General features: G+C 62.3%; 15 protein-coding genes. 3 read left to right on the top strand and 12 right to left on the bottom strand.

Annotated elements, in window-relative coordinates; genetic code table 11:
- Positions 1-133 precede the first annotated feature (133 nt).
- The 9 genes from folC to EKH80_RS17850 all read right to left on the bottom strand — a co-directional run bounded on the left by folC (position 134) and on the right by EKH80_RS17850 (position 8463).
- Entirely contained in the window at positions 134-1405 is a 1272-nt protein-coding gene (gene folC, locus EKH80_RS17885; protein ID WP_126686154.1) for a bifunctional tetrahydrofolate synthase/dihydrofolate synthase, read from the bottom strand.
- Positions 1406-1508: 103 nt separating this feature from the next.
- On the bottom strand, positions 1509-1667 hold the full coding sequence (locus EKH80_RS23995; protein ID WP_196240407.1) for a hypothetical protein: 159 nt from the start codon (positions 1665-1667) through the stop codon (positions 1509-1511).
- 330 nt (positions 1668-1997) lie between these two features.
- Positions 1998-2747 carry a slipin family protein gene (locus EKH80_RS17880; protein WP_126686153.1) on the bottom strand — a complete coding sequence of 250 codons (750 nt, stop codon included), beginning with the start codon at positions 2745-2747 and terminating at the stop codon, positions 1998-2000.
- Positions 2744-4150, bottom strand: coding sequence for an NfeD family protein (locus EKH80_RS17875; RefSeq protein WP_126686152.1), 1407 nt, complete (start codon positions 4148-4150; stop codon positions 2744-2746). Before EKH80_RS17875 ends, EKH80_RS17880 begins: the two co-directional genes overlap by 4 nt.
- A gap of 229 nt (positions 4151-4379) precedes the next feature.
- The gene (locus EKH80_RS17870) at positions 4380-6032 is read right to left on the bottom strand and encodes a PQQ-dependent sugar dehydrogenase (protein WP_126686151.1); all 1653 of its coding nucleotides are present in this window, start codon (positions 6030-6032) and stop codon (positions 4380-4382) included.
- 163 nt (positions 6033-6195) lie between these two features.
- Complete coding sequence (locus tag EKH80_RS17865) at positions 6196-6420, bottom strand: hypothetical protein (RefSeq protein WP_126686150.1); 225 nt, start codon at positions 6418-6420, stop codon at positions 6196-6198.
- Positions 6421-6549: 129 nt separating this feature from the next.
- Positions 6550-6924 (bottom strand): hypothetical protein, encoded by a 375-nt coding sequence (locus EKH80_RS17860; RefSeq protein WP_126686149.1) that lies wholly within the window; start codon positions 6922-6924, stop codon positions 6550-6552.
- Positions 6925-7182: 258 nt separating this feature from the next.
- Positions 7183-7494, bottom strand: a complete 312-nt coding sequence (locus EKH80_RS17855; RefSeq protein WP_126686148.1) for a DUF1161 domain-containing protein — start codon at positions 7492-7494, stop codon at positions 7183-7185.
- Between the two features lie 90 nt (positions 7495-7584).
- Positions 7585-8463: an SGNH/GDSL hydrolase family protein gene (locus tag EKH80_RS17850; protein ID WP_126686147.1), complete on the bottom strand. Its 879-nt coding sequence runs from the start codon at positions 8461-8463 to the stop codon at positions 7585-7587.
- A gap of 243 nt (positions 8464-8706) precedes the next feature.
- Between EKH80_RS17850 and EKH80_RS17845 the strand changes: the two genes are divergently transcribed.
- Together EKH80_RS17845 and EKH80_RS17840 are read left to right on the top strand one after the other, a co-directional pair.
- Entirely contained in the window at positions 8707-9453 is a 747-nt protein-coding gene (locus EKH80_RS17845; RefSeq protein WP_126686146.1) for an SDR family NAD(P)-dependent oxidoreductase, read from the top strand.
- A 38-nt stretch (positions 9454-9491) separates the two neighbouring features.
- Entirely contained in the window at positions 9492-10490 is a 999-nt protein-coding gene (locus EKH80_RS17840) for a sigma-70 family RNA polymerase sigma factor (RefSeq protein ID WP_230473792.1), read from the top strand.
- Positions 10491-10541: 51 nt separating this feature from the next.
- Here EKH80_RS17840 and EKH80_RS17835 read toward each other — a convergent pair whose 3' ends face one another.
- On the bottom strand, positions 10542-11453 hold the full coding sequence (locus EKH80_RS17835; protein WP_126686144.1) for a hypothetical protein: 912 nt from the start codon (positions 11451-11453) through the stop codon (positions 10542-10544).
- A gap of 179 nt (positions 11454-11632) precedes the next feature.
- Positions 11633-12358, bottom strand: coding sequence for a TetR/AcrR family transcriptional regulator (locus EKH80_RS17830; protein ID WP_230473791.1), 726 nt, complete (start codon positions 12356-12358; stop codon positions 11633-11635).
- On the opposite strand from EKH80_RS17830, the gene EKH80_RS17825 reads away from it, so the two are divergent.
- The gene (locus EKH80_RS17825) at positions 12357-13328 is read left to right on the top strand and encodes an SDR family NAD(P)-dependent oxidoreductase (RefSeq protein ID WP_126686143.1); all 972 of its coding nucleotides are present in this window, start codon (positions 12357-12359) and stop codon (positions 13326-13328) included. The genes EKH80_RS17830 and EKH80_RS17825 overlap by 2 nt on opposite strands.
- Positions 13329-13480: 152 nt before the next feature.
- Here the strand turns inward: EKH80_RS17825 and EKH80_RS17820 are convergent, their stop codons facing one another.
- Positions 13481-14908 (bottom strand): efflux transporter outer membrane subunit, encoded by a 1428-nt coding sequence (locus EKH80_RS17820; protein ID WP_126686142.1) that lies wholly within the window; start codon positions 14906-14908, stop codon positions 13481-13483.
- Between the last annotated feature and the right edge of the window lie 6 nt (positions 14909-14914).

The following is a 14914-nucleotide window of genomic DNA, read 5'->3' as shown; positions in this document are numbered from 1 at the left end:
ATGATTGGCCACGTAGGCTGCGACGGTCATCGTAAGCTGGGTTGCGAAACCCAGCATTGCCATGTAGTCAACCCGCGCGACGCCGGGATTCGCATCCCGGTCATCTCGCGATCAACGAGTGTCGGGCTTTCCGTTACGTGCCGGCTTCGTTCAGCACCGCGGCAGCCACGAAGAACGAGCCGAACGCAAGAATGCGCTCGCCGCGGCGTGCCACAGCGCGTGCTGCGACAAGTGCCTGCCGCACATCGGCGTGCGTATCGAAATGCGCGCGCGGCAATACCTGATGCAATACGCCAGCCAGTACCCCGGCGGTAAGCCCGCGCGGAGTGTCCTGCTCCAGGCCGGCCAGATGCCAATGGGCGACGCGCGATCCCAGCGCGGCCATCACGCCGCCTACATCCTTGTCGGAAAGCGCTCCGTATACGGCATGGACGCGGCCTCCGGGCTGCGCATCCAGCCAGTCTGCCAATGCCCGCGCCGCTTGCGGGTTGTGGCCGACATCGACGATCAAGGCCGGATCCCCGCCCAGCGATTGCAAGCGGGCCGGCACGCGCGCAAAGTGCAGACCCAACGCGGCAATGCGCTCCAATTCGAATGGATCGACCACCTTCAAGGCGTGCAGCGCGGCTATCGCGGCCGAGGCGTTCGCATATTGCACCGGCGCGGCGAGTTCCGGCGCAGGCAGATGCAGCACGCTGCCGTCACGATGATGCCAGCGCCAGCGAGGTCCTTCGCGCTCTCCATGGAAATCTTGCCCGGCCCGCTCAAGGTAGGCGCCCTCCTTGGCGAGCGCTTCCAGCAAGCCCCTGGGCGGGTCGGTTTCCCCCACAATGGCAGGACGGTCGCGGCGGGCGATGCCGGCTTTTTCGCGGCCGATGCTGTCGCGGTCCGGCCCCAGCCACTCCACATGGTCCAGATCCACCGTGGTGATGATGACTGCATCCGCGTCGATGAGGTTGACCGCGTCCAGGCGCCCGCCTAGCCCCACTTCCAGTACGGCCGTGTCAAGTTCCGCACGCGCAAACTGGTCCAGCGCGGCCAGCGTGCCGAACTCGAAATAGGTCAGTGTGATATCGCCGCGCGCCCGATCGATGCGCTCGAAGCTGTCGATCAGCATCTCGTCATCGGCATCGGTGTCGGCGATACGCACGCGCTCGTTGTAGTGAAGCAGATGCGGCGAGGTGTAACAGCCTACGCGCTGCCCCGCTGCCGCCAGCATGGCTTCGAGAAACGCCACCGTCGAACCCTTGCCGTTGGTACCGCCTACCGTGATCACCCGCTGCGCGATAGCCGGCGCGCCCATGCGTTGCCACACGGCGCGCACCCGGTCCAGCCCCAGATCCACGCCCAACGCATGGATGTTTTGTTGATAGTCCAGCCATTCGGCAAGGGTGGTCGGTCTCACGCGCAGCTCCGGTTTCAAGCCCGCGCAACATATAGGCAGTGGCGTGGCTGCACAATCCTAATACTCTGGGACGACGAGCGTAGGCTAGGGTTTTCACCCCGACCTACGAGAAGGTGTGCATCCCGTGAAACACCCAATACATGGCGAACGCAGTCCAGAACATGCGTTTCAGCGCTTTGCCCGCCAGGAAGGCGGCCAGCAGGCCAATCAGCCAGGGCATGTATTTGTCGAGCGTGCTGCGTGTGTCGTTGATGGTGTTCATGACTGACCCTCCCGCACCCCGTTGGTGCGGGAGAAATCATCGGCTTGAAGGGTTTGCGGCGGCAGGTGCGCGAGTCATCGGTCGTATCTGACAGACGTCATGAGTCTCGGTGCTTGCCACAATGCGCTCCCTCCTCTGCATGCACCTGATTAATGTCGAATCTCAGTTGCTTGATAGGCAGTTCCCTCCCCTGCTTACACAGGGGAGGGTTAGGGTGGGGTTGCACGAGCTTGCTGCAGTCCTTGAGCTCACCTCGAGGTTGCTTCACCCCACCCCGGCCCTCCCCTACTACACGTAGGGGAGGGAGCGGACCATGGCCGCAACGAAATCCTACGACCCCTTGTCCAGCAAAGGCCTCAACAAATCCAGCGGCAGCGGAAACACGATGGTGCTGGATTGCCCGCTACTGGCCATGCCCGCCAGCGTCTGCAAATAACGCAGCTGCAATGACTGCGGCTGCTGCGACAGCATCGCCGCGGCGTCGCGCAGTTTTTCGGCGGCCTGCAATTCACCTTCGGCATGGATCACTTTCGCGCGGCGTTCGCGTTCGGCTTCGGCCTGGCGGGCGATCGCCCGTACCATGGTTTCGTTGAGATCCACGTCCTTGATCTCGACATTGGTGATCTTGATGCCCCACGGGTCGGTCGCCTCGTCGAGAATCTGCTGCAGGCTGTGGTTGATCGAATCGCGCTGCGAGAGGATTTCGTCCAGCTCGTGCTGGCCCAGCACCGAGCGCAAGCGTGTCTGCGAAAGCTGGCTGGTGGCCTGGTAGAAGTTCTCCACCTTCAGCACCGATTTGTCCGGCTCCACCACGCGGAAATACACCACCGCGTTCACGCGCACCGAGACGTTGTCGCGGGAAATAACATCCTGCGGCGGCACATCCATGACCGCCACACGCAAATCCACGCGTATCATCCGCTGCACCATCGGCACCAGGAAAAAAAGGCCCGGCCCTTTGGTACCGGTGTAGCGGCCCAGCGTCAGCACCACGCCACGCTGGTATTCCGGCAGCACCTTGATCGAGGAAGACATCAGCGCAATCACGAAAATCACGATAACGCCAGCAAAACCGATCATGAAGACTCTCCTTCACCTGTACGTAACGAGGTTACCCGCAGCAGCAAGCCCCGGCGGCCGGTCACCCGCACCCGCGCGCCGGCGGGAAGTGCAGCTTCGCTCTGCACACGCCAGCGTTCTCCGCCGATGCGTGCCCAGCCTTGTTCACCCGCCCCGATGGTCTCAAGCAGTTCGCCCGTATCTTGCAGCATCTGCTCTTCGCCGTTGAAGGCTCGTGCGCGGCGCGCGCGCATCACCAGGCGCAGCAGCATCGCGAGTATCGCCATGGCGCACAAGCCGATGCCGGCGATCACCCCAAGGTTCACCGAATAGCCCGGCACATCAGTGCGAAACAACAGGATCGAGCCCAGCACGAAAGCGATCACGCCGCCTACACCCAGCACACCTGCCGTGGGTATGAACACCTCCGCCAGCAACAGCGCTACGCCCAGCGCCATCAGCGTCAACCCGGCGTAGCTGACCGGCAACAGTTGCAGGGCATACAGGCCGATCAACAGGCAGATGCCGCCGGTCACGCCCGGATAGAACGAGCCGGGATGGAAGGCTTCCAGGATCAATCCATAGATGCCCGCCAGCAGCAATACGTACGCGATGGTCGGGTTGGTGATGACGCCGAGAAAACGTGCGCGCCAGTCCGGCAGGTAATCGCGCAAGGGCAGTCCGCGTAAAGCGAGCGTGAGGTTGCTACCGTTCACATGCACGGTACGGCCGTCGGCCTGCGCCAGCAGCGCTTGCGTATCGGGCGCAACGAAATCGATCACGTGCTGCGCAGCCGCTTCGCTTGCGGTAAGCGTCGCCGCCCCACGCACAGCCTGTTCGGCCCATACCGCGTTGCGCCCATGCATCTGCGCAAGCGCGCGGATGTTGGCAATGGCATCGTTGAGGATCTTGTGGCTTTCTGCGTCGTCCGCGTGTTCGCCGCCGGCCTTGTCACTGGACTTGCTGGACGAAGGCAAGCCGTTATCCAGCGGTGAAGGCATGGGCGAGCGGCCGCCCAAGGTCACTGGAGTCGCCGCGCCCAAGTGCGTCGCGGGCGCCATCGCCGCGATCGGGCAGGCATAAAGTATATACGTGCCGGCCGAAGCGGCGCGCGCACCGCTTGGCGCTACGTAGCCGAGCACAGGGATCTTCGCCGCCAGGATGCCGCCGATGATGTCGCGCATGGAATCCAGCAAGCCGCCCGGCGTATCCAGCTGAAGCACGATCGCTTTCGCACCGTCGTCGGTAGCACGCTCAATGGCGCGGTCGACGTATTCGGCGGCGGCCGGACCAATCGGGCCATTCAGTTCAATGCGAGCCACGAAGGCTTCGTCGGCCGGCGCTTCCACCGTCGGGCGCGTCCACGCCAGCGCCAACGCAGCCGCCAGGATGGCCCCCCATACGATCCAGCCCTTCCGTGACATGGCATTTGCCCTCGGCCGGCATGTTCAACGCGCAGCCGTCGTGCGTGGCGGCTATGGATGGGATATTACGCCGACCTTGTCACGATGCGCTCCCTCCCCTGCTCGCAGGGGAGGGCTGGGGTGGGGTTGCTTGAGCTTGCCGCCCTGTGTGAACTCTCCGCGAGGTTGCTTCACCCCACCCCAGCCCTCCCCTACTACACGTAGGGGAGGGAGCAGTTTGCATTCCAAATTACTTCCCGACGTAATCCACCCGCCAGATCGAATTGGATCCGTCGTCGGTCACCAGCAGCGAACCATCCGGCGCAGTGGTGATGCTCACCGGCCTGCCCCACACACGTCCGTCCGGCAACACGAAACCGGTGAGGAAATCTTCGTATTCACCACTCGCCTTGCCGGTGTGATGGCGCGGGATACGGATCACTTCGTAACCGGCCCGCGTGGCCTTGTTCCAGGAACCGTGCTCGGCGGCGAACAGATCGCCCTGGTATTCGCCGGGGAAATGCCTGGCTTCATAGAAGCTGATCTGGAGCGACGCGTTGTGCGGCTGCAGGACCACGTCAGGGGTGATCACCTTGTCTTTCAGCTCCGGATGCTTGCCCTGGTGGCGCGGATCCTGATGGCCACCCATGTACCACCATGGCCATCCGTAGAAACCGCCTTCGCGCACGGAAGTGATGTAGTCCGGCACGAGGTTGTCACCCAGGCCGTCGCGCTCGTTGACCGTGGTCCACAATTGTCCGTTCTGTGGATCGACGGCGATGCCGGAAGGATTGCGGATGCCTGCTGCATAAACCCGTTTGCCTGAACCATCCGGCTTGAAAGCGAGGATATTCGCGCGCTCCCTCTCGGCCGGTGTGGTATCCGGATCGTCCACATTGGAAGCCGAGCCCACCGCCACGAACAAGGTCTTGTCGTCGAGCGAAAACGCCAGATCGCGCGTCCAATGGCCACCGCCGGGCAGATCCGCGATGTGTTCGGCCGGTCCGCGTGCCTTCAGGTCGCCGTTGCGGTACGGAAAACGGATCACGGCATCGGTGTTGCCCACATAGACCCATTGCGGATGCGGCCCCTGTGGATAAAACGCAATGCCATACGGCTGCTTCAGACCGGTCGCGAATACGGCGCTTTGCGCAGGCGTTCCGTCCGCACCGATGCCGCGGTAGATGCGGATCTGTCCGCTACCGCTTTCGGCAAGGAAGATATCGCCATTGGGCGCGGTGCGAATCACGCGCGGCGTATCCAGGCCTTGCGCAAAAAGATTCACCTTGAAGCCCGCCGGCGCGATGGGCAACACGCTCGCGGGACGCGGCACCATTTGCGGTGCATTGCCGGCCGAATGTGTGGCGTAAGGCGGCGGCAAATCGTTCAACGTGATCTTGCGCGACCGGCCTGGTGCCTCGTAGCGGAAATCGGTGAACGGTGGCGTTGGCGGCGGCGTGGTGATGGTGGAACCGGTGACGGCGGCCGCTTCTGCCGCGGCGGTTTTCACCTCGGGCAGCGTTTTCAGATACGCCACGATCTGCCAGCGCTGCTGCTCCGGCAGACTCGCCCAGGAGGGCATCCCATTGGCTACCGCGCCCTGGGTAATGAACCAGAACAGCGAACCCTCCGTGACCTGCTGCGCGGGTCCTTGCCGCAACGCCGGGATATTGCCGCTACCCTGCCCCACCGTGCCGTGGCAACTGGCGCAATACGTTGCATACAGTTGACCGCCGGCATGAATTGCGCCCGCCTGGGCGCGATAAGGATTGAGCACGGACGACGCACCGGCCGGCGCGTCATGAAAGCTCTCGGCCGCATACGCGGTGGCCGCCAACGCGAGGCACGCTGCTAGAGCAAGTGCGCGCGATGTTGCCGACCACAGAAAAGAATGCTTCGCCATGACTGCCTCGGAATCGCGATGAACGGGGGTTGCGCCATGCGCGTCGATCGGCGCCAGCCGCTGCGATTGTCAGCCCGCCAACATGGCAGGTGAGTGCACGATGCTACGGGAAAATTGTCGGTTCCCGTCATCCCTGCCATAGGTCATGCGTTGAACCGATCGCTCAGGCTTCCGAATCGTCGTCGGGTTCCGTGTCGATTTCGCGGAAGTAATGGTCGATCAGGCCTTGCGCTTCCGCTTCCCAGTGCTCGCTGCCGCCGCTGGCCACGATATGGCGCGTGGGATCGTCCGGAAAGTAGATGACGCCGCTGCGGGAATCAGCGCCCCCGTTGTACTCGTGCATGAACTTGATGCCGCGGTACTCGCCGAAGTGCTGGTCGGAACTCATGCGCTGCGTGCCTGCCGGTGGTCAGTAGGCCGCAAGTGTAAGCGCGTAGGCTGGGATGGCAATCCCAGCATCGGGATGCCGCGTGGAAAGCTGGGATTATCGTCTCAGCCTACGCGCTCCATCCAGCGTTCAGCGGATACCTGTGCCTGCCCGGGTGACGTTGGGCGCCAGGGACCGGTGGTCAGAAACTGACACACTGAGTACGCCGAGCATGAGGCCGACCAGCGCCAACGCCAGACCAGAGGGTACCTCGGAGAGGAAACGGACCAACTTGGCGGCTCCGTACCAGGAATGCGGATTGTTCATGAAATCGCAGGCCCCTGGGCAAACGCCGTGAATCCAGGTCATGACCGGCGGCTGCCTGGTCCAATGCCCGTCATGCAGCCACTGCAGCCCCTGAAAGCCCAGCCACAGCACCGAAGCCATGTTCAGCATCACCGCAGCCAGCCACAACGAGAAGGACAACCCTTCCCAAGCCAGTTCTTCAAAGCGCTTCGTTGTCATGGCAATACCTGCGAAACCCACGTACGGATGCGTGGATTCATGCATAGGTCGTGCCTGCTTCCGGTTCTTGCAACCAGCACACTGAAGCTGCCCGCGCCACCGCCGATAGACGCTTACCGTCCTCGCAAACCCCAGCACTGCCGTGTACGCGCATCGCGATGCTGGGATTTGCGGCCCAGCCTACCGCTGCAACAGCCTCAGCAATGCCTCATAAAAAAAGGGCGCAGGGCGCCCTTTTTGTGTAGCGGTCTGCTGTTCTTACTTGCCGGCGGACGAAGCCGGCGCCGGCGCCGCGCTATCCGTTGCCGGCTGCTTGGGCGCATCGGCTGCGCCCGCGCTCTTGCCACCCTGTCCGCGCGTATACACGATTGCCTTGCTGCCACCATCACACTGGCCAACCACCTTGCCGTCGCCCGCCTGATCCTTGGCCACCACGTCGAGCGAGTAGTCCGACACCCCATTGGCCTTGATCTTGGCATCGATGCCGGACTTCACGTCATCGCAGGATGCGTGGGCAACGAACGATGCGGACAGCAGCGCCAGAGCGATAAAGCTGAGCCGGATTTTCATGCAAACCTCCTTGGTAGTGATGAAGGGCTGAGTTTAGGGCAGCGGCGGCGAGTTACCAAGTGACGGCCGTGCCGTTTTTGCCCTTGCATCTCACGGCTGAGAAGACAGCGCATCCTTGATCGCCTGCCTCGCCAACTTGCCCATCACGGCATAACCGTCCGGATTGGGATGAACCCCATCGATCGCCAGCTTGGGCGTGAAACCACGACGGCCGTCGTCCAGCGCAGCGAAGTAGTCGACGTAGATCAGCCCGTTCTGTTTGGCATACGCCTGCATCCAGTCATTGAGCGCGCGGATGGTCTCGACCGGCTGGACCGACGGCTGCCACGGATACCGCGCGACCGGCGTAATCGAAGCAAGAATGACGCGGATATGCTGCGCGCGTGCCAGCTCCACCATGCTCTGGAGATTGTTTTCGATCGCCGTGAGGGAAGTGGGCCCGGTATTGCCGGCGACATCGTTGGTACCCGCAAGAATTTGCACCACGGCCGGATGCAGGTCGATCACGTCCTGCCGGAAGCGCAGCAGTATCTGCGGTGTCGTTTGTCCGGCCACGCCGCGATCGATCACGTCGTCGGCGAACAGGCTCGGATCCGCATCGATCCAGGCTTGCGTGATGGAATCGCCCATGAAGACCACGCGGTGCGAGGTGGCCTGCGGCAGCTTCGCATTGGCTTCACGATAGCGGCACAGACTGCCGAAATCGAATTTCATCCGCTGGTCTTCCCAGGCCTTGGAAGCCGCGGCCAAGGCCGCCCTGGGTTGCGGTTGCAACGGACGGTGCGCAATGGCAGGGCCGGCAGGCGTTTCGGGGGGAGGAAGCAAGGCATCACAGGGCTTGTCCATCACACCGACAGGTGCTGCCGGGGCATCGGTGGACGAGGCTGCTGCTGGAGTGGAGGGTGCAGCATAGGTGTTGCAGGCAACCGCAAGGGTCAGGGCCAAACCGGCTATTGCCGAAACTTTCACATCAAATCTCCCCGTTATTGGCCAGCAGCAGACCGCTGTCTTGACGGACTAGTTCCCGCGCGGGTCCGAATGCGGGCGTGCGCTGTCGGCGACCGCCGAATATACCTCTTCCTTCTCGATTTGAGCACGCCAGGACAGACCCTGCTGTAAGCAACTGCCTCTGCTACCGATGAGTTTTGCCTGCCGCGCCGGTCATACAGGCAAGAACAGCATTTATGGCTACCCCAGCAGCAGGAGAACAGCATGTCCCTCTTGAAAGGCAAGAACATGGTCGTGATCGGCGGAAGCGGTGGTGTAGGACGACGGATCGTGGAGTCCGGTATCCGCAACGGCGCCGCTGTATTGGCTGTGGCACGGAAGGAGGAAGCGCTACGGCAACTGGTCAAGGATGTCGGCGGCGCACAAATGCTGTCGCTCGATGCAAGCGATGAGGGCGCGCCCTCCAGGGTGTTCGACATTCTCCCACCTCATGTGCTCGTTTTGAGTGGTGGAGCGTTTCCACCCGTTGCACCGTTGCACGAACTGAGCTGGCCGGAGTTTGCCGTCAATTGGGAGGCCGACGTCAAAATCGCATTTCACTTCTGCAAGGCGGCCCTCTCGCAGCCGTTGCCCGCAGGTACCCTGGTCATCCTGCTCGCCAGCGGTGCCGCCCTCGCAGGATCCCCGATTTCAGGCGGGTATGCCGGGGCCAAACGCACCCAGCTGTTCATGGCCAGCTATGCCCAGAAGGAATCCGACCGGCTCGGGCTCGGCTTGCGATTCGTGGCCCTTGCACCACGCATCATGCCGGACACCGAACTGGGAAAGCATGCAGTGGCAGGCTATTCCCGTTACTTAGGGTTATCGGCGGCTGATTTCATTCAAGGCATGGACACGCCGCCCAGCTCATTCGATGTCGCCACGGCAGTCATCGAGCTGGCGACGAATCCGCACCGCTGCAAAGGAAATGCTTTCGTCGTTTCCGGCAAAGGGCTTGAGGCAGTGCCATGATTGAGCCGACGAAAGCACCCTCACTACGAGAGCGCGACTTGAAGTACACCAGCCAGGCGTTTGAAAAGCTTGCCGAGCCCTTGCGTCAGGAACTCAAACGGCACTGCTACAGCATGCTGGGCTCCGTGCATGAGGCTGAAGACCTCGTGCAGGAGACCTTTCTGCGCGCCTGGCGAAGTTTCGATGGCTTCGAGGGACGCGGATCGCTACGCGCGTGGCTGTATCAGATCGCCACGAACGCCTGCCTCAATGCGCTGGCCGCTCGCAAGAACGCCCAACGCCTGCTGCCTGATCAACGCGCCCCTGCCAGCACACGGATGCCGGACGGGAAACCTTCGACCGAGATTACCTGGCTGGAGCCTTATCCGGACTCGAATCTGCAAGGTATGGTTGATGACACGCCGGATCCCGCAGCGCGTTACGCCTCCGCTGAAGTGGTACGGCTTGCTTTTGCTGCCGTTATCCAACAGCTGCCGCCGCGCCAGCGCGCTGCGCTTTTACTATGCGATGTCGTGGGCTGGTCCGCCGTGGAAACGGCAGCTCTGCTTGGCGGTTCGACGGCATCGATCAACAGTGCCTTGCAACGAGCGCGCGAGACGCTCGCCAAACGCTTTCCCCAAGGGCTGCCACCCGCTGCACCTGCCACGACTTCAGTCCAGCAGGCACTCCTCCACCGCTACGTGCAGGCTTGGGAGGGAATGGATCTGGCAAGCTTCGTGGCGCTGCTGAAGGAAGATGCCCACTACACCATGCCGCCGGTGTCTCAATGGTATGCGGGGAGGCAGGCCATCGGCGCATTTTTCGAGTGGGCCTGGAAGGCCTACGGCAGCTTCCGGCTGATACCGACGGCCGCCAACCGGCAACCCGCTTTTGCCGCGTATTCCCGCGCCGGTGCGCAGGCCCCATGGATGGCGCATTCCATCCATGTGCTTACGCTTGAGGAAGATCGGATTGCGGCGCTCACGCTGTTCGTCAAACCCACCGGCCCGCAACTGTTTCAAGCGTTTGGCTTGCCGTTGACGTCCACCAGCTTGTGAAAAAGCTCGTGCCGTCAATCCGTGACGGCACGAGCCATCAAGCCGTCAAACTCAAGGCTTTTCGAGTTTCAGGGTAACGTGCAGGGTTTCGGTCCACTGGGAGCCGTCGGCACCGCTGCCAGGCTTGGAAATCTCGCCCGAATAGTCCCAGTGGTCGCGCTGCGGAGAGGTGACCAGCCCCAGATTGAATGCCGACGGAAGCGCCTTGATGCCGTCGTACATTCGCTGCGCCGACTGGATTTCCAGGTTGTGCACCGTTTTTTCGGCATCACTGGGATCAGCATGCGGATCGATCTCCGGACGCGGCCCCAGACTGGGCAGCAGATTGAAATCCAGGGCGAACTTGCGCTTGTCGGATTGGCCGGCCTCCGGATCGAGCAAGGAGGCTTGGGTGGCCTCATCGCTTTTCATCACCATGCCTTGTGACGTAGTGGAGACTGTCGAAGCCTTGCCGCCAAGAACCGCCTCCAGACGTATCGATACTTCATCGCCCGCGCCCAGCAGGGAGCGCTTGATGGAAATACTGGGAAATTCCGTAATCGGTCCGCTGAAAGAAGATTCTTCATGCTCTTTGACCAAAGTATTGCCGCCGGGATCATTCAAATCCAGCTGCCCCTTTTCGGTGGCGGTAGCATCGATATGTGTACTGGCAGGGTCAACTTCGCTCAAGCTCAGCCCACCGTCTGGCTGGTCGCTTACGGTCACCAGCTGCGAAAATTTGCCTTCGGTCGTCAGCTCGATCTGCCTGGCCAGCTTGGAGGTGGACGCAGGCGGGCTGGCAAGGCTCACGTGCCTTACGAACTTGAATTCGCCGACCAGGCGCATCTTGTTCTGATCCGACTGCTGCTCGTGTGCCGTTGAAGACGCTTCGGCCGGTCCGCTTTTACCGCTGCAGCCGCCCAGCACGGTAGAGAGCGCAATGACGCTTGCCGTGCCAAGCACGGCCATGAATGGATGTTTCATCGAGTGGTTGTTTCCCTGGCTAGTGGATGGGGCCTCAGTGCGTGGCCCCGCAAGCGTTCCTTGTCGTTCTTCCACCACGAGAAGGCTGACAGACCCCGCCTGATCCGGAGTATGCCATGTGAATCATGGGTTACCTCATTGAAGCCTGCGCGTAGGAAGACAAAGCGCAGCCGCCGCTGCTACTTGATCGTTCCGGCCACGAGAATGTCGATGAGGCGATGCGCCCTGACCACGACATCCGGCTGCTGGTCGACACTCACAAATCCGTACAACGCGTACAGAAGATCCAGCGCATGGACGTCCTGTTTGATATCGCCGTTTTCGATCGCGCGCTGCACCAGCAGATGGGATGCAGTCCTCACTTGTCCTGAGGAATACGCCGTGAGTTCCGAGGTATCGCACGCGGATGCCTTGAGCGCCGGCAAGATGAGCTTCTTCGTCGCGATGTAGTCGACGAACAGGCGCAGCCACGCTCGCAAGGCTTCGACCGGTTCGGTCTTTTCAAGCAGGTTCGATGCAGCCTCGCCCAGTTGCTCGGCCTCCTGGCGATAGATCGCCTCCAGGATGGCGTCGCGGGTCGGGAAATGCCGGTACAGCGTGCCGATGCCGACGCCGGCGCGACGGGCGATCTCGTCCAGGCTCACGTCGGCGCCCTGCTCCGTAAACGCAGCTTTGGCCACCTCGGCCAGCCGGCGGCGATTGCGCTGCGCATCCGCGCGAGGCTTCCGTATTGTTTTTGAAGGTTTTTTTTCGTCTTCCATGGACAGCCCTTGAAAAACGGAGGAATCCTCCGCATAAAATATCCGGAGAGACTCTCCGGTTAGATGCCCATCATAGCGAAGCCGGACGCCGAAGTACCGCGGCAGCCACCCGGCCCGCCGACCAGCAAACAGTGAGGCAAACATGAGCAAGACATTCAGTGCCACCTCGACCACCAACCAAGTGCTCGAAGGTGTCGAGTTGAACGGCAAGCGGGTATTGATCACCGGCGTTTCGGCCGGCCTGGGGGTAGAAACGGCACGTTCGTTGGCAGCCCACGGTGCGCATGTCGTCGGTGCGGTGCGCAACATCGCCAAAGCCAAGGGCGCCACCCAGAGCGTGCTTGCCGATGCCAAGGGATCGGGTGGCCTCGAACTGATCGAAATGGATCTGAACTCCCTAGCCAGCGTGCGCCGCTGCGCCGATCAGCTGCTGGCCAAGGGCGAAAAATTCGATCTGGTGATTGCCAATGCCGGCATCATGGCCTGCCCGTTCGGCAAGACCGAAGATGGCTTCGAGCTGCAGTTCGGCACCAATCACCTGGGACATTTCGTGCTGGTGAACCGCATCGTATCGCTGATGAAAAACGGCAGCCGCCTGGTGAACCTGTCGTCGGCCGGCCATCGCTATTCGGACGTGGACCTGGACGATCCCAACTTCGAACGCACGCCGTACACCGAATTCGGCGCGTATGGCCGCTCGAAAACCGCCAACGTGCTGTTTGCCGTCGAATTCGACCGCCGTCATAAACAGCATGGCATTCGTGCGACAGCCGTGCATCCGGGCGGCATCCGGACCGAGCTGACGCGCCATATGGACGAAGCCGCGCTGCAAAAACGCATCGGTGAAGTCAACGAGCAAAACAAAGCCGCCGGCCAGCCGCTTTTTCAATGGAAGACGGTCGAGCAGGGAGCCGCCACCACGGTCTGGGCTGCCGCGGTCGCGGATGCGAACGTCGTGGGCGGACGCTATTGCGAAGATTGCCACGTGGGCGAATGGGTGACCCAGGAAGGCGCGGGCTTGATGCGTGGAGGCGTACGCTCTTATGCGCTGGACCCCGAGCGTGCGAAAGCGCTGTGGGCGAAGAGCGAGGAGATGGTTGGAGAGCGTTTCTAGCAAGCTCCCTCCCCTGCTTGCAGGGGAGGGTCGGGGTGGGGTTGCACGAGCTTGCCACGATGTTTGAGTTCAACGCGAGGTTGCTTCACCCCACCCCAGCCCTCCCCTACTACACGTAGGGGAGGGAGTTGATCAGGCAAGCCGGAAGGTGCTTACCACACCCCGCCCAACGCCTTGATCAAGCCAACATCCGCCGCAAACCGACGCCGTGACAGCTCCACCAACGCACGCGTCTGCGCCAGATTGACGCTTTGCGTGGTGACTACTTCCAGATAATCCGTGGCGCCGTCCTGATAGCGGGTCATCGCCAGCTGCGCGGCCCGTGACGAAGCATCCACCGCGCGTTGCTGGGCTACCGCTTCATCCGCAAGCACGTGCAGCGACGCAAGCTTGTCCTCCACTTCCTGGAACGCGCCCAACACAGTCTGACGATAATCCGCTGCCGCGGCATCGCGCCGTGCTTCGGCCGCGGACAATTGGGCGTGGCGACGGCCGCCATCGAACAAGGTGCCGACCAGGGCCGGGCCGATCGCCCAGAAGCGGCTGGGCAGCATGGCCCATTGCGCGAAGTGCGAGGCTTCCAGCCCGCCCGTTGCCGAAAGCATCAAATCCGGGAAAAACGCCGAGGTGGCTTCGCCAACATCGGCGTTCGCGGCGGCAACCCTGCGTTCCGCCGCGGCGATGTCGGGACGACGCTGCAGCAAGGTGGAAGGCAGCCCGGCGGGAATTTCCGGCAGCGGCAAGGAATGGTCGACCGGAGCCAAGCTGAAATCCGTCGGCGCAACGCCCATCAGCACCGCGATGGCATGCTCGCGTTGCGCACGCGCTTCGCCCAGATCGATCAACTGCGCCTTGGCCACCTGCAGTTGCGTTTGCGCCTGCTGCAGCTCCGACTCCGAAGCAATGCCGCCGTCGAATTGCGTCTGCACCAGCTGCTTGGCCTGCACGTAGTTGTCCACCAGCTGTTTCAGCAAGGCGGCTTCCGCATCGATCTGGCGCAGGTCCACATAATCCAGCGCCAACTCCGCGTGCATGCTCAAGCTGACCGAGGCGAGATCCGCCTCGCTGGCTTGCGCGCGTGCGTTGGCGGCATCGACGGCGTGGCCGATACGATCGAACAGATCCGGCTCCCAGGTAGCCGTCACACCCATCGAATAGTCCTGCACAGTGCGCCCGGCCAGCGAATGCCCTACCAGGTCCTTGGAAGTGTGATTGATGTTGGCATCGGCACCTGCCGTCACCTGCGGAAAGTACGACGACCGCGCCACGCCGATCTGCGCGCGTGCTTGGCGCATATCGGCCAGGCTCTTCTGGATGGTCTGGTTGCCTGCATCGACGCGTGCTTCCAGCTTATCCAGGACAGGATCGGCAAACACTTGCCACCAGTTGCCACGGTCCGCGGCGTCACCTGGCCGTGCCGTTACCCAGCCTTGCGGCGACGCGCTCTCCTTGTAGTGGACCGGAACGCTCACCGAAGGCCGCACGTAAGCGGGGCCAGGGGTGCAACCGGACATCGCTACAACACACAAACCCGCGGCGAACAGGTAACCGAGCTTTACTGACTGCTTGCCTACACACATGACTGT

Origin of the sequence: Dyella choica (assembly GCF_003977665.1) — a bacterium.
Lineage (GTDB): Bacteria > Pseudomonadota > Gammaproteobacteria > Xanthomonadales > Rhodanobacteraceae > Dyella_B > Dyella_B choica.
This window is presented reverse-complemented; position numbering and strand designations above follow the sequence as displayed.

What these genes read in the sequence shown, in the direction of transcription:
- EKH80_RS23995 (WP_196240407.1), bottom strand. Translation starts at nt 1,667, where the DNA reads ATGAACACCATCAACGACACACGCAGCACGCTCGACAAATACATGCCC.
- EKH80_RS17880 (WP_126686153.1), bottom strand. Translation starts at nt 2,747, where the DNA reads ATGATCGGTTTTGCTGGCGTTATCGTGATTTTCGTGATTGCGCTGATG.
- EKH80_RS17875 (WP_126686152.1), bottom strand. Translation starts at nt 4,150, where the DNA reads ATGTCACGGAAGGGCTGGATCGTATGGGGGGCCATCCTGGCGGCTGCG.
- EKH80_RS17870 (WP_126686151.1), bottom strand. Translation starts at nt 6,032, where the DNA reads ATGGCGAAGCATTCTTTTCTGTGGTCGGCAACATCGCGCGCACTTGCT.
- EKH80_RS17865 (WP_126686150.1), bottom strand. Translation starts at nt 6,420, where the DNA reads ATGAGTTCCGACCAGCACTTCGGCGAGTACCGCGGCATCAAGTTCATG.
- EKH80_RS17860 (WP_126686149.1), bottom strand. Translation starts at nt 6,924, where the DNA reads ATGACAACGAAGCGCTTTGAAGAACTGGCTTGGGAAGGGTTGTCCTTC.
- EKH80_RS17855 (WP_126686148.1), bottom strand. Translation starts at nt 7,494, where the DNA reads ATGAAAATCCGGCTCAGCTTTATCGCTCTGGCGCTGCTGTCCGCATCG.
- EKH80_RS17845 (WP_126686146.1), top strand. Translation starts at nt 8,707, where the DNA reads ATGTCCCTCTTGAAAGGCAAGAACATGGTCGTGATCGGCGGAAGCGGT.
- EKH80_RS17835 (WP_126686144.1), bottom strand. Translation starts at nt 11,453, where the DNA reads ATGAAACATCCATTCATGGCCGTGCTTGGCACGGCAAGCGTCATTGCG.
- EKH80_RS17825 (WP_126686143.1), top strand. Translation starts at nt 12,357, where the DNA reads ATGAGCAAGACATTCAGTGCCACCTCGACCACCAACCAAGTGCTCGAA.
- EKH80_RS17830 (WP_230473791.1), bottom strand. Translation starts at nt 12,358, where the DNA reads ATGTTTGCCTCACTGTTTGCTGGTCGGCGGGCCGGGTGGCTGCCGCGG.
- EKH80_RS17820 (WP_126686142.1), bottom strand. Translation starts at nt 14,908, where the DNA reads ATGTGTGTAGGCAAGCAGTCAGTAAAGCTCGGTTACCTGTTCGCCGCG.